The organism is Paenibacillus tyrphae, assembly GCF_000722545.1.
GTDB lineage: Bacteria > Bacillota > Bacilli > Paenibacillales > NBRC-103111 > Paenibacillus_G > Paenibacillus_G tyrfis.
Window position 1 is genome coordinate 1 of sequence record NZ_JNVM01000018.1, and the last position, 23,549, is coordinate 23,549.

Below are 23,549 nucleotides of genomic sequence, written 5' to 3' on the forward strand. Positions count from 1 at the left end.
TAGTCATGACTGAGTAAGTAAAGTCGAATGGTTTGATACCGCTCAAACATTCGACGACTCTTTTCGTGCTTTAAACGCTGTTCTACTTCCTGTAATGCTTCCGTGTTGGATTCCATGGTACTTTCACCGCCCGAATAGTGATTCTTACTTATTCGACGTCAAAGACATTGAAATCCTTTCCATAAACAACAGGAGTCTTTAGTTCAACTTATATAGAAGCTAGTTCATGAGAGAGAACATACAAATCTTCTTCCCAATTCATGATCTGGAGTCTTTTTTCATGATCTAAGGAGCTGCTGCTAGAAATAATTATGAGGAGTAATACAACTAAAAATAATTTATGAAAATATTGCTTCATCGTAGTAATAACATGCTCGCTTTTAGATCGACCTCGTTTCTTGAAAAAGCATGAATGCCACCTCATTTTAACCAATATGCTCTTCATCATGTCTATTATAATGACATATTATAATATAAATTACAACTTTTTCAATAATATTTATATTACGCAAAAATTGTTTATAGCTGAATTTCCAATATCAACCTTTTAAATAATAAAATTTACATCATGATATACTGTCTTATTTTTACACGCGAGCCATAAGAAAAAAGTCAACCCCCAATTTCAAACGATTTATTTTTTGTTATAATAAAGACACAAACTTATCAAGGAGAGGCGGAGTTCAATGAATACTAGAGTCGGTTTATTGTTTTCATTAACTGGCACGACCGCCCTGACGGAACAAGGACAATGCGATGCGGCCATCCTGGCCATCGAGCACTTTAACCAAAAGGAAATGAACGTGGAAGCGATCGTACGGGATATTTGTTCGGACCCGGCCAAAAGCGCGAAAGAAGCGGAAGCGCTTGCAAAGGACGGCGTAAAAGTGTTTATCGGCTGTTATACTTCAGCTTGCCGGAAAGCGATTCTTCCGGTGCTGGAGAAATACGGCTGCCTGCTGGTCTATCCTACGTTGTATGAGGGACGGGAATGCCATTCCAACGTGTTTTATACCGGCGAGGTGCCGAACCAGCAGGTTCATGTGCTGCTCGATTACTTAACCGAACACTTCGGGAAACGCGTATACTGCATTGGCACGGATTACATTTATCCCCGGGAAACAAACCAGCAGGTCCGAACGTATCTCGCGGAGAAAAAGGGCTCGGTTGTCGGCGAAGCCTATGTGCCGTTCGGTCATCAGACCTTCTATGACGTGCTGGAAGACATCATTGCGAAGCGGCCCGATGCCGTTTTTACAACGCTCGTCGGACAGAGCATTATCCCGTTCTATCGTGCGTACCGGCGAATGGGCTTGAATCCGGATAACCTGCCTATCTTCAGTCCGATCACGAAGGAAACGGAAATTGCGGCCATGGGCGCCGACTACGGAGCGGGGCATTACGGCTCGGCCAGCTATTTTCAATCGCTTCAAAATGAGTACAATCTGCATTTCGTCAGCGCGTTCCACGAGCGGTTCGGCGCGCAGCAGGTGATTTCGTCGGTCATGTTCAACACTTATCTGGGCACCAAAATGATCCTGGACGGCATTCACGAAACCGGGAGCCTGGATTACCGGGACGTCTTTTACCACCTGAGCGACAAGAAGCTTGAAACCGCTTGCGGAACGGTGCTCGTCGAGGGCGACCACCACCATCTGTCGAGACCGGTAAAAATCGGAAGAGCGATGCCGGACGGGCAATTCGAGATGGTGTGGGACTCGCAGCGCAATATCGCCCCGAAGCCGTTTAAAGAAAAAAGCCGGGAGCCCGGCCAGCTGAATGAAATCATTCTGGAATCGTGGGGCCGGATCAGCGATGAAGCGATCGTCGTTCTGTCGGAGCGGCAGCATATTGTGTACATGAGTAAAAAAGCGGAAGAGCTGACACGGTTAAAGGAAGGCCAGCTCCTCACGCCGACACTGCTGCAGCAAATCCATCATGCGTTCGAGGTGCATCCTTACGGAACAACCGGTCAGCAAATGCTTCTGCTCAAGCCGAAACCTAGCGTCCGTTCTTCGGGGGCGCCCTATCAATTCGACCGCATTCAGACCTTGAACCCCGAATACCAGTTGGAGCTGGAGGTCGCCAAGCTGGCTTCTCAATCGTGCGCCAACGTGCTGATTACCGGAGAGACCGGAACGGGAAAAGAAGTGCTAGTTCAAGCGATTCATCAGCAAAGCGAACGAAAGCACGGCCCGCTGGTCGCCGTCAATACCGGCCTGCTGCCACGAGAGCTGATCGCAAGCGAAATGTTCGGCTATATCGAAGGAGCGTTCACAGGCGCCAAAAAGGGCGGTGCCATCGGCAAGTTCGAAGCCGCAAACGACGGGACTCTATTCCTCGACGAGATTGGCGACATGCCGTTGGATCTTCAGATCGTCCTATTAAGAGCCATCGAGTCGAAGCGGATTATGAGGCTCGGCGAAAATAAAGAACGGGCGGTCAACGTACGGATTATTGCAGCGACGAACCGGAATCTGCAAGAAGAAATCGCGTACAGAGGCTCGTTCCGGTCGGACCTGTTTTACCGTTTGAACGTCTTGTCGATCACGATCCCTCCGCTTCGCGAGCGCCCGGAGGACGTGGAGCACTTAAGCCGAGAGTTCCTTCGCGAATTTCAGGCAGTCCACGGCGACGGGCCGGGTGGCATCAGCGACGAAGCGCTGCAAGCCTTGATCCAATATCCGTGGCCCGGCAATATCCGCGAATTGCGAAATGTGATGGAGCGTGCCTACCTGCTGGCCGGTCAGGAACGATCTGCGATCCGGGTGGAGCATCTGCCGAGAGCGCTCAAAGGATATTACCAGAGAAAGCCGAGGGCGGCCGAGCCGCTCAAGCAAGTCGAGCGAAGGATGATTGAGCAGGTGCTGAGCGAGACGAAGACTATCACCGAGGCGTCCAAGGTGCTCGGCATTACGCGGAGTACGCTTTACCGCAAGCTGAAGGAATTTCAAATGACTCCGTAAGCCGATACCGGTTTACGAGCGAACAAAGAGGGCAGGTCCGCCTCGTGCAGCGGATCTGCCCTTTCTGCCACCGGCAAGCGGCCTGCCCGCTTTATCGGGCTCTTACGTGCAAGCTTGCGAGAATACCGCAAATGTCTTCGAATACCTTGTCCATTCCGGCCTCTCCGTCCACCGAACGAAGCTGGCCTCTCATTTTATAAAATTTCAACAGCGGCTTCTGCTGCTTTAGATTGATTTCCAACCGGGTGACTACCGTTTCCTCCGTATCGTCCGGCCGCTGGTACAGCGGTCCTCCGCACTTATCGCAGCTCCCTTCTTCCTGCGGAGGGCGATACATCAAGTGGTACGTCTCCCCGCAGTACCGACAAATCCGCCGTCCGGTCAGACGCCCGAGCAGCTTGCCGCTATCCACGTCCAAATGAAGGGCGAGGTCGATTCGCCGCCGCCCTTCTTGGAGTACCCGCTCCAATTCCAGCGCTTGAGACACCGTCCGCGGAAATCCGTCCAGCAAAAAGCCCCGCGCCGTATCTCCTTGGCTCAGCCGTTCCTTTACGATCCCGATCGTCACCTCGTCGGGGACAAGCTGCCCCTTCTCGACGTACGCTTTGGCCTCAAGACCGAGCGCCGTTCCTTCCGACATCGCGGCTCGGAACATGTCTCCGGTTGAAATATGCGGTATGCCGAATTTCGCTTGGATGAATTCGGCTTGTGTCCCCTTGCCCGCACCCGGCAATCCGATAAAAATAATCTGCATCCCGTTATATCCCCCATCTCTGTTTTATGAGTCCGAAGGTTAATCCTCCATCGTCGACATGTCGCCCGTCGGCAAATTCAACTCCCACGCTTTCAGTACGCGGCGCATCATAGACGGCCATGCCGTTTTGATCGCCAGATTTCCCATGCAGTAAGGCTCCAAGATACGACCCTCGTCGTCCAAAATGGCCGCGTCCACGCCCGGAATCGGTTTGCCCATCGCCCCCGGCTTGATCGCCATCCCGGGGTAGTTGCAGATAAGCTGACCGCCGTGGCCGCAATACGCTCATTCGTAAACGAACTCATGATGTAGACCCTCCCAATCGATAATAGTTGATTGACCTTCTGAGCCTAAGTAAAGCAATTATTGTGCCAACCGTCGGAGTGAGGAGATGTAAGGTACGAACAAAAAAATGTGTCCCATTTCGGGACACATTTGCCGATTCGATCCGATACAGTGATGCAAAATGAGACACTTGGGGCATCCGCAGCAGCCTGCGCCTAACGAATTTTTCATTATTTTTTCAATACAAGCTGAATGACATGGGCTAACCCGGTGTGCACCTTTCCTTCCACCCGTTCTTGTTCGCCATAGAAGAAATGGATCACCTCATGACCTTCGCACCAAGCAAGAATTTCTTTGGGGTCGTAGAGCAAATCCGGATTCGGCGGGCCGCCCGTACCGTACTTTAATTGGTCCTTGGAGTATACCTCAAGCATCATAATTCCTTCGGGCTTTATTGCATTTTTCATTTTATTGAGAATCATGGCCTGATCGTCCTTATGAAAATGTCCGAATACCATGATGGCGGCATCATATTCCTCGTTCGGTACATCGTCCGCCAACAGGTCCAATTTTTGGGTATGCACGTCCACGGCATGCTTCCGGGCCAGTTTTTTCGTTTTGTGCAGACCGCTCTCCGCATAGTCAATGGCGGTCACTTCATGATTTCGTTTTGCCAAAAAAACGGCATTCCGGCCTTCACCCTCTGCAAACGCAATGACTTTTCGACACTGTTCTAATCTGAAAGCTTGTTGTTGAATAAATACGTTAGGTTCTTCCCCATAATAATATTCCTCCGAATTAAAACGCTCATCCCATACATTTCCCATACTTACCTGCCTCCTGTGAATAAGATATTGGACATCGAAGACTCACTATGTCTTTAATAAAGCAAAAAAAGCAGCATCGGTGCAGAGCATACTTCGCCGCTTGTGTAAATGTAGAGTTATTATATCTATAATATCTTCGAAATTGACGGCGCGTCAAGAGTGAGCGCAAGGCATCGATGACATGAAAAAAATAAGCCGTGGCACCTGTTCGGGCCACGGCTCGTTGCACAGTCTTCGCTCAAAGCGTGCGAAACTTAAGATTTTTGCAGTCGATGGCGAACGAGAAAGCTCTCTCTTCGTTTCCATCCAACGATAATTCCACGATCAAGCTCTCTAGATCTTTCTCCGTTAAAGCTTGGCCGCTGATCCAGCCGTGCCTTTCTTTGCCGGGCAGGATTGTCGCCCCGGTAAAGTCCGGGTTGGTTTCGGAGGCCCCGACCTTTTCGCTTGCTTTGCCCTGGCTCGAATGGTTCGACTGCACAGCAAGACGGCTTGGGTCAACCGTAACGGTTTCGTTCGTTCCGTTCTTGATCGTGATTTCGAAGTCCGTCGTTTGTCCGGTCCGCCGGATGGAATGGACGGTAACCTCCACACCGTTAGTCGTTTGCGTGATCGGCAATTTCTGAAGCTGAGGCTCCGAGCCGCTTTTATTCGGAGTGGAATTTTCGTTCCCCCCGGCCGCTCCCGAAGTATAGCTGCTGTCAATGGACACAGGATTGTCGATATCCTGCGCGGCATACGGGGTTCCGTTCATTAACACGGCTCCTGTGAACACAATTGAACCGCAGACGAGCCCGAGCACAAGTTTTTTCACCATGATGATTACTCCTCTCTGATGTCGTTAGACCAGCATTCGACGGTAAGCTCCAGCCGCGAATCGGCCTCGGCCCGGTAGTGGCGCACTACCGGATTTCCGGCTTGATCCGTTTCCGCCACGCCGTCGGCTCTGCTGATTTGATAAACGAACTCGGTATGAAGCGGAAGCTCAAGCCGCTCGAAATAGACAGGGGCATCCGGCTGCTTGCTTAAAGGAAACCAGGCGTATAATGTGACAGTTTCCGGCGTATGCGGCGGGACATGAACGGTTAAATCGAGGGTAACCCGCTCCTTCAATTCCTTAACCACACGGATGGAAATAGCAGCCTCCAGGCTGCAGTAATTAACCGTAACCGTCGTCTCTCCTTCTTCCTTCGCCACTACGGTACCGTCCTCTTGAACCTCTACGATCCGAGGGTCCTCCACGCGGTAAGCCGTCCTTAGCAGGGACATCTTCAAGCCGCTGTCAAACTCCGCTATCGGATTCAATCGGCAAACCGGACCGCGGATGCCCACTTCGTCCCAGCCTTGCAAGGATAAAGAGCGCGCCTGACCTTTGGCTCCAAATAAATGAAGCAGCGGAGAGGCCAATCTGGCCGCCCAATCTTTCTCCACATGCGCCGCTTCGGGATCAAAAAAATACTTCAGCTCGCCGTCGGCTTCGTATCCAAGGAGGGCAAGCTGCTCCGCGACTTCGCGGACATGCTTTTCCATGATCAGCGTGCCTTCTCTGCCTCCCAAGTCGATCCAAATCCGGGAAACCGGCTGTTTCTTGCCGAACGTATGATACTGCCGGAATTCCTCCAGCGTCACGGGATCGACGTAGTAAAAATACGGCGACAAGATCGCCAGCTTCCCGAAAATGTCCGGACGTCGAAAGCCGATATGGTAGGTGACTTGGCCCCCGCGGGAAGACCCCATTAAGCCTGTATGCTCCGGGTCCGGCTTCGTGCGGAACAGCGCATCGATGTAAGGCTTGACTTCCTCGATGATAAAGCGCTCGTAAAGCTGCCCTTTGGGCTGAATTCGCACTTTGTCGGACGGGTACAGTACCCCTTCCAGCTCATGGGTAAATTCGTCAGCCCGCTCAACGCCCCGATTCGGGATGCCGACAACGATGATTTCTTCCATTAGTCCGTCTTGAATCAAGCGGTCCGCGGTCTCATGGACGTTCCAGGAATAGCCGTTGAAGGCGGGATGGAAAATATTTTGCCCGTCGTGCATATACAGCACCGGATACCGCTTCGCTTGATCCCAGCGATAACTCGGGGGGAGATAAACAAACAGATCCCGCGTATTGTCCAAGTGGACGGAGTAGAAATTCTCGACCTTCAAAATGCTCGATTTATTATTCCGCATCCTCATCACCTTTGTTCGCTCACGGGCGCCGCGTCCACCCAATTTTCCACTTCGTAGTTCAGAACGAGGCCATCCTTGGCCGTAAATTTCCGGTAAGTCATTTCCCGGCCCTGCCGGTCCGTCTCATGCATGCCTAAGCCGCGGGAAATGCGGAATTCGAAGGACATATCCCGCGGTACCTCAAAGGTTCCTCCGTACAGCCCTTCGCGGATCATCGGCAGCTCGATGCCGGCGTACAGCGCAGCGGTTGGCGGTGTAGAAGCCGGCACCTTCACGAACGCTTGGACGGTGACCGTTTCCGAAACCGACGGGACGACGGCAACGGCCAGTTCGGCCGTCAGGCTGCCGTTTCTGTAGCGGACCGTCGTTTTCCCTTCCTTCTTGGGCTGCAATTTGCCGTCTGCCGTCACGTCCAGCAGCTTGGGATCGGCTACTTCATAGCAGGCGTCTAAATCCGTCATCAGGAAGCCGCTGTCGTAGTGCACCACCGGATTGAGCGTACGCTTCGGCCCCTCGATCCCAACTGCCTCCGGCCCATGCAAATCGACACGAACAGGGGTTCCGATGCAGCCAAAAAAATAAAGCAGCGGCGCATGCACCCTAGCGGCCCAATCCTTCTGCGAATGGCCCGAATTGACGGCATAATAGTACATAAAATCGTCCCCGGGCCGATACCCCGCGCCGATCATCGTATCCGCAACATGCCGCACATGCTTTTCCATGACGGTGAAGCCTTCAGCATCTCCTACGTCCATCCAAATGCGCAGGGCCTTCTTTTCCGTGTAGACGCGGCTCAACCAACGATCCTCCATCGTGCGGAGATCGACGCTTGCAAAAAACGGACACAAAGCCCCGATCATCCCGAACGTCTCGGACCTGCGGAACCCGATATTGTAAGAAACCAGACCGCCCGCGGACGATCCCATCAGCGCCGTATGTTCCTTATCCGGCAGCGTCCGGTACTCCCGGTCGATATAAGGCTTTACTTCGCGGACGAGAAATTCCTCGTACAGCTCGCCTTGATTCGTCGTATCGAAAACCCGGTGTCCGTACGGATTCTCATGCATATATTCCGCGATCCGGGCATCCTCGATGTGGGCTACCGCAACGATAATGATTTCCCGCATGCGTCCTTCGGCAATGAGGCGGTCAACCGTTTTATGAACGTCCCACGATTCGCCTTTCCGGTCCTTGTAGAACGCGTGTTGCCCGTCCTGCATATACAGGACAGGGTACCGCCGCCCCTCATCCGTTTCATAGCCCGGAGGCAAATAGATAAATATATTTCTGGAATTATCAAGAATCTCGGAATAAAAATGATTGATTTCGATCAGCCGCGACGAACTCACGCCACATTCTCCTCACCGGATCATCACGTGATGACGGACAGGCAATAAAACTTTTCACGGCTTACCTCATCCGCATCCTGAATATTGCGATCCATCATACGGACAATCTCTTTGTAGTCATTCAAATCAAACGCAACTTTCGCCATCCCTTGCGGAACGATTTCCGGGCAATAGCTTGTGCACAGAACAGCGAGCCGGTTATGGGTCTTGGCCGCTTCAAGCGCCAAAAATTCATTCAATACGATCCCCGGACGTCCGGCATACGCGGACAGAAATTCGTTTAAGCCCTCGATGCTGTCGCACACATGGATCCGTTCCTCGTCCAGACCGGATTGCCGCTTGATAAACTCCGCCAGTTCGGCATTGTTATACGAATCCATCACAAGAAACTGCGGAGCTTCGCCCAGCAGGCTGCGTGCCGTTTGGAAGCCTCGTACGAAATCCGGAACGATTTTGTGAAACAGCGGGTCTTCGATATAGCTGTCGACCACGAAGACGGGAACGCCGAATCCGAAATAATGCGATATGGTCGTGAACCGTTCTTGATCCACATTCATCAAGAAGACGCCGTCCAAATTGCGTTCCATAATAATTTTCGAGGACGGGCCCAAGTCGTCAATTTGCATAAAAAGGACATGATATCCCAGCTCGCTGCAGTGCCGTTCGATGGCATGGATCGTTCTCGCATACTTCAAATCGGACCACACATGACCGTCCTTCCCTTTAAAGCACAAGATGCCGATGAGTCCGGTTTTTTTGACCTTCAGCGACTGCGCCGTACGGTTCGTTACGTATTTCAGCTGCTGCGCGGCCTTCAAAACCTTCACGCGCGTTTCATCGGATATGGATTGGGTCTTCACGTCGTTCAAAATATACGAAACCGTCGCTATGGAAACGCCGGCCGCTTTGGCTATGTCTTTGATCGTTGCTTTTTTCATGATTTAACCGCCTCTACTTAAACGTTTAGGTCGATTAAAGCATACGGCCCTGTCTTTGTCAAATCATGACAATGGCGCCCTCAAAATGAGCCCTCCATACGGAGGCAAGCTGATAGAAAGCCGCTCGCCCGTCAGTTCGAAGCTTCCCTCGCCTATGGCGATTTCGAGCGGTACCTGCGAGTCCAAGGCGATGTCCGCGACGGCCGGATGCCCGCTGTTGTTGAAGCCGATGTAAAGCTGCTCGTCTACATCCTTTCTACGGATGACAAGCTGACGATCCTTGGCGTAGATCACTTGAAAAGTCCCGTCCCGCATCGCCCGGTGCAGCCGTCGGTACGAAATGATCGTCCGGTAAAACGCAAGCAGCTCCTGATTTTGCCGGGCTTCGTCCCAGATCATCGGCCGACGGCAGTCGGGGTCCGCCCCGCCCTGCATCCCCACTTCGTCGCCGTAATAAATGCACGGCACGCCGGGGAACGCAAACTGAAACAGCACGGCGAGCTTGGCTTTCCTTGTGTCCTGAGCGACCGTAAGCAGCCGCGGCGTATCGTGGCTTCCGACGATGTTAAAGGCCGCTTCGTTCACCTGCTGCGGATACTGGGCCAGCAGCAGGTTGATCCGGTGAGAAAACTGCTCCGCATCAATCGCATCCTTGGCAAAAAAATCAAGTATAGCTTCTGTAATCGGATAGTTCATGACCGCATCGAATTGATCTCCCTGCAGCCACGGCATCGCGTCATGCCAAATCTCGCCGAGAATATAAAAATCCGGCTTGAGCGACTTCAAGGTTTTGCGGAAATGCCTCCAAAACTCGTGATCGACCTCATTGGCCACATCCAGCCGCCAGCCGTCGATATCGCATTCCTTCACCCAATACTGCGCCACGTCCAGCAGGTATTGTCTGACCTCCGGATTCGCCGTATTCAGCTTCGGCATATGCGCCTCGAAAGCGAAGCTGTGATAGGAAGGTCTGGGCTCCGTTTGCACCGGAAATTGCTTGATATGGAACCAATCCCGGTAGCGCGATGCCGGTCCGTGGCGGACCACATCTTGAAACGGAGCGAACAGCGCGCCGCTATGATTGAATACGGCATCCAGAATGACGCGAATCCCGCGCTCGTGGCAGGCCTGAACCAGCTTCTTCAGCGATCCGGTATCCCCGAATTGCGGATCGATCTTCAAATAATCCGTCGTATCGTACTTATGATTCGTCTCCGCCGCAAACAGCGGGGTAAAATAAATCGCGTTAACACCAAGCGAGCCAAGGTGATCCAGTCGGTCCAATACGCCCTGCAAATCGCCGCCGTAAAAATCGTGCGGCCCCGGGTCCGCCTCCTCCCACGAACGAACGCCGGCCGGATCGTTCGACGGATCGCCATTCGCAAACCGCTCGGGAAATATTTGATAAAACACAGCCTCTTTTACCCATCCCGGCGGCTTCAACACTTCATCCGGCCACAGAAACGGATAATCGAAGAAAGTAAGCGGGTCCTGCGGCTTTTCCTTCTGAAAGCCGGTCTCCGTATACCAGACCGTTTCGTCCTCCGCAATCAATGCAAATGCATAGCGCAATCTGCCATGCGGAGGAACGAGCTCCGCCTGCCAATAATCGAATCGTTCGTCGCTCGCCAGCTTGTGAAGAAATTGCTCGCTGGCGGTTTGCTCCCAATCGTACTTGTCGCCGTAGAGCGCTTTTACCGCCCGCAGGTCGTTTTTCTTCGTGCGCAGCCGGACATGGATCGTCCGGTCGTCGTAAGCGTAGCAATCCGCATTGCCGGACCGGTGGTAAACCGCTTCTAATAGCATGGCATAATCCTCCTTTGGAATAAAATTGCGTTACCCTTTATCCGCGCCGGCCGCGATTCCGTGAATTAAGTACTTCTGGAAATACATGTACAGCAGCGTGATCGGCAGCGCCACAAGTACGGCGCCCGCTGCGAATAACGTGAAGCTGGAATTGGTCTCGTTGGCCACCATTGCATACAGCCCTTGCGCCAGCGTCATTTTGTCCGAAGACCTAAGCACGATTTGCGGCAAAATAAAGTCCATGAACGGCGTGATGAAGCTGTTCAAAGCTACGAACGTAATCGCCGGCAGCGATAAAGGAAATATAATTTTGAAGAACGCGTCGGCATGGCTCGCACCGTCGATAAACGCGGCTTCCTCCAGGCTTTTCGGGATCGTGTCGAAGTGCCCTTTCATGACCCAGGTGCCCATGGACACCGCTCCGCCGGCATAGATGAGAATCAGCCCCAGATGCGTATCGAGCAGCTTCGTTTGCAGCAGCAGCACAAAAATCGCCATGACGGATAGGAACCCCGGAAACATTTGCAGGACCAGCAGCAGCATCAAGCTTTGCTGTCTGCCTTTGAACCGGAATCTGGAAAAAGCATACGCCGTCGCCGCCACCAATGCCGTCGATACGACCGCATTCACCAGGGCGATCTTGATCGTATTTTGATACCACAGCACAAAATCGGTCGTTTGGAGCAGCTCGATGTAATGCGCGATCGTCGGATGGTCGGGAATCATCTTGCTGACGAGCAAGTTATCGCCCGGATTCAGAGACGTGCCTACGATCCACACAATCGGGTAAACCGTCGTGACGAGCAGCACCGCAAATATCAAGTAAATTCCCGTGACGATCAGGTTGTTTTTGAATTTGGACATCCAGATCAAATCCTCTTCTTAAACGGACTTCATCCGCTTGTAATTCCATAAGGAAAATGCCGCAATGAGTATGAACATAATGATGGATACGGCCGAGGCCATATTAAACTGGCTTTGGTTCAGCGTCATCTTGAAAATCCACGAGATCAAAATATCCGTACTTCCGGCGTAGTAATAATCCGGATTATTCGGCTTCCCGTCCGTCAGCAAATAAATCAGGTTGAAGTTATTGAAGTTGAACGCAAACTGCATAATAAAGATCGGCGCCGTCGCCATCAGCACGAGGGGCAGCGTAATTTTGACGAACTTTTGCAGCCCCGATGCCCCGTCGACGTCCGCCGCTTCGTACAGATCGCGCGGCAGGGTCGTCAAGATTCCCGACATCAACGCCATCAGGAACGGCGTCGAGAACCACAAATTCACCAGAATGACGGATACTTTCGCCATCGTCGGATCGGAAAGCCAAGGCACGGGAGAGAAGCCGAGCTTCACGATCAGATCGTTCACCGGACCGAACGTCCCGTTCAGCAGCACCCGGAAAACGAGGATCGAGATGAACTGCGGGATCGCCCAAGGCAGGATGAACATCGTTCTCCAAAATTTTTTGAAGCGGACCTGCGGGTGGTTTACCATCATCGCGAGCAACAGCCCGCTGAGAAAGACGGTGGAGGTCGAAGCCGCCGCCCAGACGATGTTCCAGACGGAGATGCCGAGGAACGTGGACCTCCATGCATCCTGCGTGAACAGATCGTAAAACGTACGGAAGCCGATCCAATCCACCAGCGCCCGGTCCGGAATATGCGACGGAGCCGAATAGTTGGTGAAGGCGATCAACACGTTAAACACGAGCGGAATGACCGTAACGAACAGGATGAAAAAAGCGGCAGGCAGCAGCAGCAAATAAGGAAAATGCCGGAACTTCGCCTGCTTCAGGGACTCGATGAACCCGAGGACATGGCCGCCTTCGTCCCGAAGCTCCCCGTTCTTCTTCGCATCGTAAACATTCATCGCATAGAACCCGAGGAACAGCAGGATGACGACGAGGGTAATGAGACCGTTGATCAGCAGAAAGATCGAATGGTCGCCCTGAACGATTTTTCCCCGGATGATCCGGGTCGGCACATCGCCTAGCGTAATCAGCCCCAGAATCCCTTTCCATGCGATCGAATAATAGTTCCAGAAAAACAATTGGGCCAAGACGATGAACAGCAAGCCTTTGATATATTGTCTGTTGTAGAGCTGGCCCAAGCCTATGAACACCGCGGAACAAACGGCTGCCGTGACCCGATGCCGCCGGGCGCTTGGTTGTGATTGCATACGTAAAACCGCCTTAGCCGAGTTTTGAGGATGAATCCGAATCCGTGCGTTATTTCGTCGTTTTCATGGCTGTCTTGATCTGCTCCACTGCGGTATTCAGAACGGTTGCCGGATCTTGACCGTCGTTCCAGATCGCTGCGAGTGCAGCGCCCGCGGGCACCCATACATTGCCCATTTCCGGAATGGACGGCATCGGCGTCGAATATTTCGCCTGCTCCAAGAACGCCGCAGCTTTAGGATCTTGCGTAATGATGGGGTCGTCCATCAGGTCCTTCCTCGGGGGAAGCTGGGTGGTCATCTTGAACCGCTTGATCAGATTGTCCTTGCTGGTCGCGTAGCTTGCGAACAGCTTAGCGGCAGCCGGATACTTTGTGTACGAATTGACGTACAAGGCCCGTATGCCGGAGAAGCTGACCGGATGCTCGCCGTTCAGCAGCAGGGGCAGCGGCGCTACGCCATAGTCGAAATTCACTTTCGACAAGCTGGCCATCAGCCATGAGCCGTTGATGACGGCAGCGGTTTTTCCTTCCTGGAAAAAGCCCGTAATGATGTTGTCGTTGATGTCTCCGGCGTTCAGCGGCAATATTTTTTTGAGCGATTGCAAATATTTTGCCCCTTCAACCGTTTTCGCGCTGTTGAGACCGATGTCGTTCGGGTCCGTACCTTGATTTCCGAACACATACCCGCCGTAACCGGCGAGGAACGAATACGATTGATACAGTTGGCCGACGTCCCACATCAAGGCGAACTTTTTGGTTTTCGGATCGTTGTAGGTTTCGGCGAATTTCACGATGTCGTCGTACGTTTTCGGAGCTTTGTCCATCAAGGATTTGTTGTAAAACAGCGCATACGTATCGATCGCCGTCGGAAAGCCGTACAGCACGTCCTTGTACGTGACTCCGGCCAGTGCCGAGGACATAACCTCGTTCTTCATGCTATCGCCCGACACGTCGTTTTGCAGCACGAGCCCGGCCGTCACCGCGTTCCCTAATTGATCGTGCGGCGCGGAGAAGACGTCGGCTCCAATCCCCGCCGGACCGTCGGTGGTCAGCTTCTTAACGGTGTCGATCGCGGGAACCGGCTCCACCTTCACTTTTACGCCGTATTCTTTCTCGAAGCTTTCCGCTACCGCTTTCAAATAATCGAGCTCCGGACCTTTCGATTCCCATACAAGCAATTGGGCGCCTTGCTCCGGCTTTAATGGCTCCGCGTTTGCGCTTCCTTCGGCTTCGTTCCCCGGCTCCTGCCCCGCAGGCGAAGGACGGCCCTCTCCGCAAGCGGTTAGCAGGGAAGAACTCAGGCAAAGGACGAGAACGGCGGAAATGAAACATCGTTTTGACATGCGGGGTCCCCCTTTAAGTCTACTGCATTGTGCGTGAACTGAATCGTTTAAGTACTGAAACGTTTAAGTAGTGCTTAAGTGATATCATAGCTTTTCGTTTCCGCAGGAGTCAATGATAAAAAATGGAAAACGGGTGTCTGGGCGCCGGTTGCGGAGGAAAAGGGCCAGTCTAGCCCATGTCGCAGTTTCAGCCAATTGCACTGTATAGCCTTCGCAATTAGTTACCAAAAAGAAACTAATTTGATACGATGACGAATAGAACGCACGATATCGACAGGGGGTATTCCTTTGGTACAGCCAGATCAACCCGGTGAGTTGGAAAACGCTTTGTCCCATCTCCAATGCGTGCTGGTCGCCAGACGCACCCGGATCAATCCGGAGCAGCTTACTTGGGCGCAGTACGACATCTTGGAGATTTTGCGCATCCGCGGTCCCATGATGCCTTCGGTTATTGGCGAAACGTTGGGGATGTCGCGCCCGGCCACCTCGAAAAACCTCAGAGTTTTAAAAGATAAGCAGTTGATTGAGCAAACCGCGCGCGAGGAAGACCGGCGGGAACAAACGACGTCGCTCACCGATAGCGGTCGAGCTTTTCTGGAGCGTGCGGCTACAAGCCGGCGCGAGGCTGCCGAAATCGCCACCTCTGTTCTTACGCCCGGCGAGCAAAGTATTTTTGCGGAGCTATGCCAAAAGATAGCAGCCGCTCTCGATGATAACCATTCACGATCCGATTGAATATAATTACTTAATGGAAACTAATATCCTTAAATCATCATTCTCGAAGAAGGAGGATGTCCAACCGATGAACCTTCAAAACGGCGCCCCCGACAACCGGCACGATCTGATCCGCGTTACAGGCGCGAGGGAAAATAATCTGAGAAACGTGACGGTGAGCATACCGAAGAAGCAGATCACCGTGTTTACGGGCGTATCCGGCTCCGGCAAGTCCTCACTCGTCTTCGACACGATTGCCGCAGAATCGCAGCGCCAGCTCAACGAAACGTTTACCAGCTTCGTCCGGCACCGTCTTCCTCATTACGGGCAGCCCGATGTGGACTCGCTGGACAATCTGTCCGTCGCGATCGTAGTCGATCAGAAGCGGCTCGGCGGCAACGTCCGGTCCACCGTCGGAACCGTCACCGATATTTACTCCTTGCTGCGCTTGCTGTACTCCCGGGTCGGCAAGCCGTTCGTCGGTTACTCCAACGCCTTTTCATTCAACGATCCGCACGGGATGTGCCCCAAATGCGAAGGATTGGGGACGGTAGCGACGATTGATCTGGACCGGCTGATCGACCGGCAAAAGTCGCTGAATGAGGGGGCAATCCTATTCCCCACGTTTCGCCCCGGCGAATGGCGCTGGAAACGGTATGTTTGTTCTGGATTATTCGACAACGACAAAAAGCTCGGAGAATATACGGACGAGGAATGGGACACGCTGCTTTACAAAACGGATATGAAGCTGAAGCATCCCGGTCCCGGATGGCCGCCGTCCTCCAAATACGAAGGTGTGATTCCACGGTTTGAACGGAGCTTTCTGACCAAGGAATCCGAGGAGGCCAAAACACGTTACAAGGAAGAGTTCGACCGGATCGTCACCCGGGGCGCTTGTCCTCTGTGCAAGGGGGCCAGACTGAATCAGGAGGTGCTCGGCTGCAGAATCAACGGAAAGAGCATAGCGGACTGCACGGCCATGCAGATCAGCGAGCTCGCCCCCGTGATACGCGCCATTGACACACCCGTTGCCGCAACCATGGTCGACGCCATCGTCGAACGGCTGGAACATCTGATTTCCGTCGGATTAGGCTACCTCAGCCTTAACCGGGAAACGTCCACGCTGTCCGGCGGCGAATCGCAGCGGGTCAAGATGGTGCGGCATCTCGGCAGCAGTCTGACGGATATCACATACATTTTTGACGAGCCGAGCATCGGTCTTCATCCCCACGACGTTCACCGGCTGAATTCCCTGATGAAACGTCTCCGGGACAAAGGAAATACGGTCCTTGTCGTCGAGCACGATCCGGATGTCATCGCCATCGCCGACCGTGTGATCGATATGGGACCGGAAGCCGGCTCCAAGGGCGGCAGAATCGTCTACGAAGGCGATCTGGCAGGTCTGGCGGCTTCCGGCACGTTGACCGGAACGTATCTCGGCCGCCGGTCCCGGCTCAAGACGCCGCCGAGACAACCTTGCGGCTCGCTCGTGATCGGCCCCGCCTCCCTGCATAATCTCAAAGATGTGAGCGTCCGCATCCCGCAAGGCGTGATGACGGTCGTCACCGGCGTAGCGGGCTCAGGGAAAAGCACGCTGATCAACAAGGTGCTGCCCCGGCATTATCCGGAAGCCGTCTTCATCGATCAAGGAGCCATCCAAGGCTCGAAGCGCTCCAATCCTGCGACCTACACCGGGATGCTCGACCCGATCCGCGAGCTGTTCGCCCGAACGAACCGGGTTAGCCCCACGTTGTTCAGCTTCAACTCCAACGGCGCATGTCCGGAATGCAAAGGGCTTGGCGTCACATATACGGATCTTGCCTTCATGGACCCGATCGTCAGCCGATGCGAAGGCTGCCAGGGACGCCGGTTTACCGAGGAGGTTCTGGGCTATACACTGCAGGGCAAATCGATCGACGAGGTTTTGGAGATGAGTGTAGCGGATGCGCGGACCTTCTTTCGGGAGGAAGCGATTCGGACGATTCTGGAGCGTCTAGGCGACGTCGGACTGGACTACATTACGCTCGGGCAGCCACTGAACACGCTCTCCGGCGGGGAACGACAGCGCCTGAAGCTCGCAGCCGAGCTGGAACGCAGCGGTCAAATTTACGTATTCGACGAACCGACTACCGGATTGCATCTCTCCGATGTCGACCGCCTGCTCAGCCTGCTGAACCGGCTCGTGGACAACGGCAGCACGGTGATTGTGATCGAGCATAACCTCGACGTGGTCAGTCAAGCCGATTGGATCGTCGATATGGGTCCCGGAGCCGGACAAGAGGGCGGGACGGTCATCTTCGAAGGCGTTCCCGAAGAGCTTATCAAGCATCCGCATTCGGTCACGGGGCATTACTTGAAGCGGCATCTCCACGGCGATTAAACGACAAAACGCCTGCCGCAAAGGGCAGGCGTTACAATGATATAGAAGCTTATTTCCACAGCTTGTAGCGCATATTGCCGCTAATTTCGGAGCGGCTGTCATGGAAGATCAGACCGTCCATCTCGCCCTGCGTGACAAACACCCTTATTTAATCGTGATGCTGACCGTTTCTTCTCCCGCATTGACGAAATTTACAGAGATGTCATCCTTGGAGCCACTTGGTACGGAGCAGTATCCTTCCGTTTGCGCCGACAGCCATTGCGAGTTGCTTGAAGAACTCAATCCGATATACGATTGGTTCCAATACACGTTTTTCATGAACGAGCCCGAATGCGTTCCCTTTGTGGTGGCGATAGTCGTATTTCGCTTAATCCGGTTCGCTTTCCCATCTTTCGTCCAGCCTTTGACGTCTTTTACTAACGTATAGCTGATTGGAGAAGATTCCCCCTTCTTTTTCCCGACCACATACAGCGCAACTTGATCATTCGCAGGGACGTAAAACTTCATTTGCATGGTTTGTCCGGCTTCAAACCTCGGGCCGTAAACATAGCCATTATTTCTGATAAACATCGCCCAATCATCGTTTGTGGATTGATGAAAAAATCCTGCGTCGACTTCCTGTCCGCCTCCAACTCCTCCTGTATAAATGTGAGCTGTATCCCCGTTGCCGTTTGGCTTGTTCTCATCGTACATTTCTTTCTTGGACGCTGAAGGCAAATATACATTTCCACCGTACCAAGCATACCCGCTCTTGGACTCCACTTTCCGGTAAGGTCCGTCGGATTTCGCGCAGGATGCGGCAGCGGGGGCGATTGTCTCAGCAGGAGCAGTAACACGCTGCCCATCTATGGCATAAGTTCTTCCCTCGATAAGCTCCGCTTTCTTCCAATCATCGATCAGGCCCGGCTTGTTAGCGAAAACTTCATTCTTGTCATTAATATAAACGACATTTTCTCTTTCATTTTCCGGAAGGTTCTCTAAAACACCGGATATGACGGCTCTTTCATGGCCAGCGATCGTTTTGTCAATCCACGCATGGGTCTGAGCTCCGTCAGCTGAAGCAAACGGTGTGTGAACGGAAAGAAGCATCAAAGATAACGATACGGCGATAAATGATTTCTTTTTCATAAGGTATTCCTCCTAAAATTGTTATGACTTGCAGCATGTCGACGAAACAAGCCAGCGCCATTGCCCCTCTAGCATCGTAGAAATCGGGTAGAGGCTACTCATTCATTGAGCAGCGAACCTCCTGCTTTGTTCTGCAAGTTCATCCCATTCCTTGTGCCTGATGTTCGTTTTTCGGCCGGCTCATCAGCTTTAGAAAAGCCGGGACCTCATGGAACACGCGGTATTTTCCATATTTATCTGTCACGATGCGGGTTGGGCTCACTTCTGAGGAGGATGCGTTCAGACTGCTCGCGTTCACGACGCAATGCCGCTCCCACTTTTTTGCTTTGGCGGCAATCAGCCATTCGGGAGCGGTGAAAACGACGGTAGCCCTTCCCGGCATGTCCGAGAGCAAGAAAGCATCGATTTCCTTGAAGCCCGGCGCCGAATAATCCAGAAATATGATCAGCTCGTTCGTTTCGTTGGTCAGTTGCCCGATCTGCCGGACCTGCGCTTGAATTGCCCGCTGCTCCCGCCTTCTCAAGATGTAAAGGACTGCTGCACTTATGGCAAACCACAGTAACGTACATAAAAACAACGGATCGGTCATCGTCAGACCTCTTTTCTTTTCCAACGAATCGTCATGAGCTCAACGGTAAACGACAGCGCCATGACCAAAACAAGCGAATGGAGCATGGAGTAAGCATCTGCCGGCTCCCGCTTCAAGCCTGCATCGATCAGCAAAATGCCGATCAGAACAAGATTTCTATAAACAGGAAACCGGTTGAGAAAACCGACATTGCCGTAGCAGGCGCAGGTTTCGGCCCCAGTGCTTCTTTTCTTTCTCCAGGTCAACCAAGTAAAGACGGACAGCAGCCCGATCGCCGCAAATTGTTTCCAGCCCTCCGCCAGGCCCGTCGCAAACAGGAAAAACAGCAAGAACTCCGTAATCAACACGACACAAGCCGCTAAAGACAGCATGGATGCCGGCAGCACCCCATAGGAATAAATCTCCACCTTCAATCCTTCGAAGCTGCGCAGCTTCATGTAAAAGGGTAAAAAAAACAGTACCGCAATCGTTAAATCCAGAACATACGCTATCAATCCCGTCATCGTCGTCGATCACCTCATCCGGTACTAGACGTTTTTTGCAACTCGTCCTCCTGCAATCGGATCGTCAGCGGATACCATGCCGCTTCTTCGCCGTCGGCAAAGCACTTGATGTGGACGATTCCCGGCTCCGTCAGCACCAGCGTCAATGCAAAATCTTTATCCACGCCCGGAATTTGATCGTCCGCTCGGTAATTTCTGAGGACGGTCATTGCCGTTTTGCCAAGCCGCTCTCCGCGGTCATTATTGAATTCAAAATGCGTATCTATCGATTTTCCCTGCGGCAAATCAAAGATTTTGAGTAAAATGTACAAATCCAAAGCATACGGCAGAACGGGAATCATCTGATGGTTTAGCACGGTACCTAACTGATGCCCCTTCACCTGTTCGTTATGGGTAATCCGGTCGCAAACGATTAATTGAGCTTGCAAGGAAGTTCCCCCGTTCTTGAAAGAGTAAAAAGAGAAGAGGGGTGATCCCCCCTCCTCTAATCGGTTTAGTAGCAGCAGCCGACTCTTGGCTGTTGGCATGAGTACGTAGATCCGTCTTCACATCCGACGATCTTATTAGCGCCCATCGTTTTCGGATAACTCGAACCGCCAGAAGTGCAATCGCTGAGGTAGCAGAATGTTTCATTTTTCAATACAACATCACATTTCGGTTTGTCGCAAGCCATGGTTTTCACCTCCTTTCATTGCAATGTGAAGCTCTATCTTAAGGTGTAAAAACCGGGATGCCTCTATCAAGCCAATGCATGGCGGGCGTAGTCCTTCACAAGTTGTTCGTACTCGTCCGCGTTGTAAATGACTCCTTTGGCGGCCACTTTTCCCGAATCGTCGACGAGGATAGCAAAGGGCAGATACGTCACCGCAAAATACGCCTCCATGTCGCTCTGGTCCAGCGAACAAACCGGGAATGTCCATCCGAAATAATCGACCATGCTTCGATGATCGTCCTCGTCACCCGTGGAGAAGAGCCGGAAAGAAAAGGTCGGATGCCTCCGTGTCATCGCTTCGATATGCGGAAGCAGATCGATGCAATGTGAGCAATAGGTGGAGACGAACAGCAGCACCGTACCCGTCGATTCGCCCGGCTCCGCCGGCGTTCCGATATTGCTGATATGGGGCGGCAGGTCCGACAGCACGGAGCCGATTGGCGGGCCGCTGTCGGCTGATCCGCCCGGCTTACGGTTGAACGACATCGTTACTCCCTCTTTTCGCCTAAATTAGTCGTACCATTGCTTTTGCTGATGCCACATCTCATGATAAAGTCCTTGCTTGCGAAGCAGCTCGTCGTGCGTTCCGGCCTCGGCCATGCACCCGCCCTCCATCACGAAGATGCGGTCGGCTCTCCGCGCGATCCCGACCCGGTGGGATACCATAAGCACGGTCTTGCCACGGCAGTGCTCAAGCATTTCATTCATCAGCCGCACTTCGCTGACCGGATCGAGCGCGGAGGTCGGTTCGTCGAACACGACCAGCTCGTGATCCTCCGAGACGAACACTCTCGACAAAGCGAGCCTCTGCCACTGTCCGCCGGACAAGTTGACCGCGTTATCCTCCAGCGTTCCCAGCTTCGTATCCAGTCCATGCTTGAACGTCTTGGACAGCCCGACCTTCGCGAGCACCGAAAGCAGCTTGTCCGTATTGTGCGCCTCGGCAATATTGCCGGCAGCGATGTTATCCCGCACATCCGTCATATAGCGGATGTAATCCTGGAAGACGGCGCTCGTTTTGCGCCACATCCCGATCCGGTCCAACTGCCGGACGCTCACGCCGTCGTATAAAATGGCGTCGGTATCGCTCCGGTAAAGGCCCAGCAGCAGCTTGATCAGCGTCGATTTTCCCGAACCGTTCTCCCCAAGGATGGCGATCATTTCGCCTTTGCGAATCTCCGCGTTGATGTCGGTCAGCGCCGGCTCGTCCCGATTCGGATAGCGGAACGTCAGGTTGCGGATCCGAAGCTCGTCCTGAAAGCGGAATGGGCGGGGCTCGACCTGCTCCGGCAGGCGGGCAGCGGCATGCACGTCGCTTTCGATCTTGTTCAGCCTTTCAATATGGGCCGCATTTTCCGTCAGCCTTGAGATCGAGGTGAACATCATTGTAATATTGCTTTCCGTCATCGTTAGCGCCATCGTGATGGCCACGTAATCTCCAATCGTCAGCGAGCCTTTATAAATGAGCAGAGCGGTGATCACGATGACGAAGCCCGAGCTGATAATGGATAGCAGTTCGCCGGAAGCTTGTCTTTTCAGATTTAAGGTTTCAAGCTGCATGGATAAGGCGTTAGCCTCGTCCTTCTTACGCAGCCACCTCTCTCGGAAATAGGGCACCAATTGAAACAGCGTCATTTCCTTCTGCGTCTGGGAGCCCGTCAATACATCGAAATAATAATGATACCCCCGGGATTGCCTCATCATCTCCTCGTTGATCGCCACCCTTCGCCGGACGGCGCGAAGGTCGTAGATGCCCTTCAACGTACCGACGAGCAGCGCCAACAAGCCAATGTACAAGTGATAATACAGCAGATAGCCCAGACTTACCGCCGCGATCAAGCCCTGCTTGACGAGCCCGGTCACGGTGGAATACGATTCCAGATATTTGCCGTTAATGAAGGACCAATAAGAGAAATCTCCTGTAAACTGGGGATGCTCCTTGTCCAGCAGCTCCGTCCTCGCAACGAGATCGACCAATTCGTTCTCGCATTGAACGGCAAACGCCATTTGCATCCGTCTGCTTTTGAGCTGGGAATACGTTTCCAGCAGCAGCCGCACAAGCTGAAACGAGAGAAGAAGCGCGATGCTTCCCAAGAGCAGGTACAGATTGTTCTCCGAGAGCTGGTCTACGATCCGTTTGCTTAAGTAAATGCCGATGTTTGATTGCAGAGCCACTACGATGTAAACGAACAGTGACAGCAATACGATGGGTCTATTGAACCGGTATACTTTGCAAAAGGCTTGACCGGCGCATCTCATGGTGTATGCGAACGACTTCATACTTGTGCCAAGCTGCGCTCATACACACGGATCAACGGGGCCGCCAACCGCTCGAGCTTCTCGCAGTCGTTGAAGATGTCGGCGCCGACCGCTTGTCCGAGTTTGTTCAAAATGAGGGCGTAAGGAACGGCGCCCACTTTTAATTGGCTCTGCAGCTTAACGGTATCGCACAGGTAGAACGGCACGTCCAAGTCATAGATCTCCTGCTGCTGCTCCATCGCTTCCGCACTTCCTTCGAATAACACGCAATAGCGGAATGCCCCGAACCGTTCCGTGAACTCTTGAACAGGTCCCATGTTGCAAGCCGAGCAGGAAGCGCTCATCAGGAATACGACGGAACCATGCTCCGTCTCTCGAAGCCATTGGAAGGAGACGGGCTCCGATTTGGCGAGTAAAGTCAGCTTTTCGGGAAAGTACGTTCCCAGCTTGTATTCCTCGGCATACTGCTTTAAAAATCGTCTATGATCATCGGGCGAACGTTTAGGCTCCACTTTAACTCCTCCAATGCCGTGAACTCGAGTGAGCGTTTGTTCGTCTCGCCTCTGGTAATATTGTATAATTTAGGACTAATCCCTCACAATGGAATACCATTACTTTATTTGGTAATTTGATGACTTGGA

The 23,549-nt window shown here is 52.9% G+C and carries 20 protein-coding genes and 1 pseudogene; 3 read left to right on the top strand and 18 right to left on the bottom strand.

Translation table 11 applies throughout. The features are described 5' to 3' along the window. Positions 1-686 precede the first annotated feature (686 nt). On the top strand, positions 687-2,966 hold the full coding sequence (locus tag ET33_RS22025; RefSeq protein WP_036686812.1) for a sigma-54-dependent Fis family transcriptional regulator: 2,280 nt from the start codon (positions 687-689) through the stop codon (positions 2,964-2,966). A gap of 91 nt (positions 2,967-3,057) precedes the next feature. Here the strand turns inward: ET33_RS22025 and ET33_RS22030 are convergent, their stop codons facing one another. The 11 genes and pseudogenes from ET33_RS22030 to ET33_RS22080 all read right to left on the bottom strand — a co-directional run bounded on the left by ET33_RS22030 (position 3,058) and on the right by ET33_RS22080 (position 14,623). After that, positions 3,058-3,720, bottom strand: coding sequence for an adenylate kinase (locus tag ET33_RS22030; RefSeq protein ID WP_036686815.1), 663 nt, complete (start codon positions 3,718-3,720; stop codon positions 3,058-3,060). A 96-nt stretch (positions 3,721-3,816) separates the two neighbouring features. Further along, a pseudogene (locus ET33_RS22035) lies at positions 3,817-3,990 on the bottom strand (acetate--CoA ligase); the annotation flags it as partial. Between the two features lie 245 nt (positions 3,991-4,235). Then, complete coding sequence (locus tag ET33_RS22040; RefSeq protein WP_036686823.1) at positions 4,236-4,832, bottom strand: class I SAM-dependent methyltransferase; 597 nt, start codon at positions 4,830-4,832, stop codon at positions 4,236-4,238. 238 nt (positions 4,833-5,070) lie between these two features. Then, positions 5,071-5,649, bottom strand: a complete 579-nt coding sequence (locus ET33_RS22045; RefSeq protein ID WP_051775508.1) for a DUF4352 domain-containing protein — start codon at positions 5,647-5,649, stop codon at positions 5,071-5,073. 5 nt (positions 5,650-5,654) lie between these two features. Further along, positions 5,655-7,007 carry an alpha/beta hydrolase gene (locus tag ET33_RS22050; RefSeq protein ID WP_036686825.1) on the bottom strand — a complete coding sequence of 451 codons (1,353 nt, stop codon included), beginning with the start codon at positions 7,005-7,007 and terminating at the stop codon, positions 5,655-5,657. Between the two features lie 5 nt (positions 7,008-7,012). Beyond that, positions 7,013-8,356, bottom strand: a complete 1,344-nt coding sequence (locus ET33_RS22055; protein WP_036686827.1) for an alpha/beta hydrolase-fold protein — start codon at positions 8,354-8,356, stop codon at positions 7,013-7,015. 23 nt (positions 8,357-8,379) lie between these two features. Beyond that, the gene (locus ET33_RS22060) at positions 8,380-9,294 is read right to left on the bottom strand and encodes a LacI family DNA-binding transcriptional regulator (RefSeq protein WP_036686831.1); all 915 of its coding nucleotides are present in this window, start codon (positions 9,292-9,294) and stop codon (positions 8,380-8,382) included. A 63-nt stretch (positions 9,295-9,357) separates the two neighbouring features. Next, positions 9,358-11,100, bottom strand: a complete 1,743-nt coding sequence (locus ET33_RS22065) for an alpha-glycosidase (RefSeq protein WP_036686834.1) — start codon at positions 11,098-11,100, stop codon at positions 9,358-9,360. 30 nt (positions 11,101-11,130) lie between these two features. Further along, positions 11,131-11,964, bottom strand: a complete 834-nt coding sequence (locus ET33_RS39515; RefSeq protein ID WP_036686836.1) for a sugar ABC transporter permease — start codon at positions 11,962-11,964, stop codon at positions 11,131-11,133. An 18-nt stretch (positions 11,965-11,982) separates the two neighbouring features. Beyond that, entirely contained in the window at positions 11,983-13,281 is a 1,299-nt protein-coding gene (locus ET33_RS39520) for a sugar ABC transporter permease (protein ID WP_036686838.1), read from the bottom strand. 49 nt (positions 13,282-13,330) lie between these two features. Beyond that, positions 13,331-14,623 carry a sugar ABC transporter substrate-binding protein gene (locus ET33_RS22080; RefSeq protein WP_036686840.1) on the bottom strand — a complete coding sequence of 431 codons (1,293 nt, stop codon included), beginning with the start codon at positions 14,621-14,623 and terminating at the stop codon, positions 13,331-13,333. Between the two features lie 288 nt (positions 14,624-14,911). Here ET33_RS22080 and ET33_RS22085 point away from each other — a divergent pair, with 288 nt between their 5' ends. Both ET33_RS22085 and ET33_RS22090 read left to right on the top strand, forming a co-directional pair. Next, a complete protein-coding gene (locus tag ET33_RS22085) occupies positions 14,912-15,358 on the top strand; it encodes a MarR family winged helix-turn-helix transcriptional regulator (protein WP_036686842.1) in 447 nt (148 codons plus the stop codon). A gap of 67 nt (positions 15,359-15,425) precedes the next feature. Next, positions 15,426-17,717 (top strand): ATP-binding cassette domain-containing protein, encoded by a 2,292-nt coding sequence (locus tag ET33_RS22090; protein ID WP_051775509.1) that lies wholly within the window; start codon positions 15,426-15,428, stop codon positions 17,715-17,717. A gap of 144 nt (positions 17,718-17,861) precedes the next feature. Here the strand turns inward: ET33_RS22090 and ET33_RS39865 are convergent, their stop codons facing one another. The 7 genes from ET33_RS39865 to ET33_RS22125 form a co-directional block, all read right to left on the bottom strand. Beyond that, on the bottom strand, positions 17,862-18,845 hold the full coding sequence (locus ET33_RS39865) for a hypothetical protein (RefSeq protein ID WP_036686844.1): 984 nt from the start codon (positions 18,843-18,845) through the stop codon (positions 17,862-17,864). A gap of 139 nt (positions 18,846-18,984) precedes the next feature. Continuing rightward, positions 18,985-19,434, bottom strand: a complete 450-nt coding sequence (locus tag ET33_RS22100) for a hypothetical protein (RefSeq protein ID WP_036686847.1) — start codon at positions 19,432-19,434, stop codon at positions 18,985-18,987. A gap of 2 nt (positions 19,435-19,436) precedes the next feature. Continuing rightward, positions 19,437-19,937, bottom strand: coding sequence for a MauE/DoxX family redox-associated membrane protein (locus ET33_RS22105; protein ID WP_051775510.1), 501 nt, complete (start codon positions 19,935-19,937; stop codon positions 19,437-19,439). A 14-nt stretch (positions 19,938-19,951) separates the two neighbouring features. Continuing rightward, positions 19,952-20,365: a hypothetical protein gene (locus tag ET33_RS22110; RefSeq protein WP_036686849.1), complete on the bottom strand. Its 414-nt coding sequence runs from the start codon at positions 20,363-20,365 to the stop codon at positions 19,952-19,954. A 311-nt stretch (positions 20,366-20,676) separates the two neighbouring features. After that, a complete protein-coding gene (locus ET33_RS22115) occupies positions 20,677-21,135 on the bottom strand; it encodes a TlpA family protein disulfide reductase (RefSeq protein ID WP_036686851.1) in 459 nt (152 codons plus the stop codon). Between the two features lie 24 nt (positions 21,136-21,159). Then, a complete protein-coding gene (locus ET33_RS22120) occupies positions 21,160-22,929 on the bottom strand; it encodes an ATP-binding cassette domain-containing protein (RefSeq protein WP_036686853.1) in 1,770 nt (589 codons plus the stop codon). Beyond that, positions 22,926-23,420, bottom strand: coding sequence for a hypothetical protein (locus ET33_RS22125; protein WP_051775511.1), 495 nt, complete (start codon positions 23,418-23,420; stop codon positions 22,926-22,928). Before ET33_RS22125 ends, ET33_RS22120 begins: the two co-directional genes overlap by 4 nt. Positions 23,421-23,549 lie beyond the last annotated feature (129 nt).

Bases quoted from the DNA above. Each gene is read 5' to 3' on its own strand.
- ET33_RS22105 (WP_051775510.1), bottom strand. From the start codon at position 19,937: ATGACGGGATTGATAGCGTATGTTCTGGATTTAACGATTGCGGTACTG.
- ET33_RS22050 (WP_036686825.1), bottom strand. From the start codon at position 7,007: ATGCGGAATAATAAATCGAGCATTTTGAAGGTCGAGAATTTCTACTCC.
- ET33_RS39515 (WP_036686836.1), bottom strand. From the start codon at position 11,964: ATGTCCAAATTCAAAAACAACCTGATCGTCACGGGAATTTACTTGATA.
- ET33_RS22045 (WP_051775508.1), bottom strand. From the start codon at position 5,649: ATGGTGAAAAAACTTGTGCTCGGGCTCGTCTGCGGTTCAATTGTGTTC.
- ET33_RS22025 (WP_036686812.1), top strand. From the start codon at position 687: ATGAATACTAGAGTCGGTTTATTGTTTTCATTAACTGGCACGACCGCC.
- ET33_RS22030 (WP_036686815.1), bottom strand. From the start codon at position 3,720: ATGCAGATTATTTTTATCGGATTGCCGGGTGCGGGCAAGGGGACACAA.
- ET33_RS22115 (WP_036686851.1), bottom strand. From the start codon at position 21,135: ATGTCGTTCAACCGTAAGCCGGGCGGATCAGCCGACAGCGGCCCGCCA.
- ET33_RS22040 (WP_036686823.1), bottom strand. From the start codon at position 4,832: ATGGGAAATGTATGGGATGAGCGTTTTAATTCGGAGGAATATTATTAT.
- ET33_RS22120 (WP_036686853.1), bottom strand. From the start codon at position 22,929: ATGAAGTCGTTCGCATACACCATGAGATGCGCCGGTCAAGCCTTTTGC.
- ET33_RS39520 (WP_036686838.1), bottom strand. From the start codon at position 13,281: ATGCAATCACAACCAAGCGCCCGGCGGCATCGGGTCACGGCAGCCGTT.
- ET33_RS22060 (WP_036686831.1), bottom strand. From the start codon at position 9,294: ATGAAAAAAGCAACGATCAAAGACATAGCCAAAGCGGCCGGCGTTTCC.
- ET33_RS39865 (WP_036686844.1), bottom strand. From the start codon at position 18,845: ATGAAAAAGAAATCATTTATCGCCGTATCGTTATCTTTGATGCTTCTT.
- ET33_RS22065 (WP_036686834.1), bottom strand. From the start codon at position 11,100: ATGCTATTAGAAGCGGTTTACCACCGGTCCGGCAATGCGGATTGCTAC.
- ET33_RS22100 (WP_036686847.1), bottom strand. From the start codon at position 19,434: ATGACCGATCCGTTGTTTTTATGTACGTTACTGTGGTTTGCCATAAGT.
- ET33_RS22080 (WP_036686840.1), bottom strand. From the start codon at position 14,623: ATGTCAAAACGATGTTTCATTTCCGCCGTTCTCGTCCTTTGCCTGAGT.
- ET33_RS22090 (WP_051775509.1), top strand. From the start codon at position 15,426: ATGAACCTTCAAAACGGCGCCCCCGACAACCGGCACGATCTGATCCGC.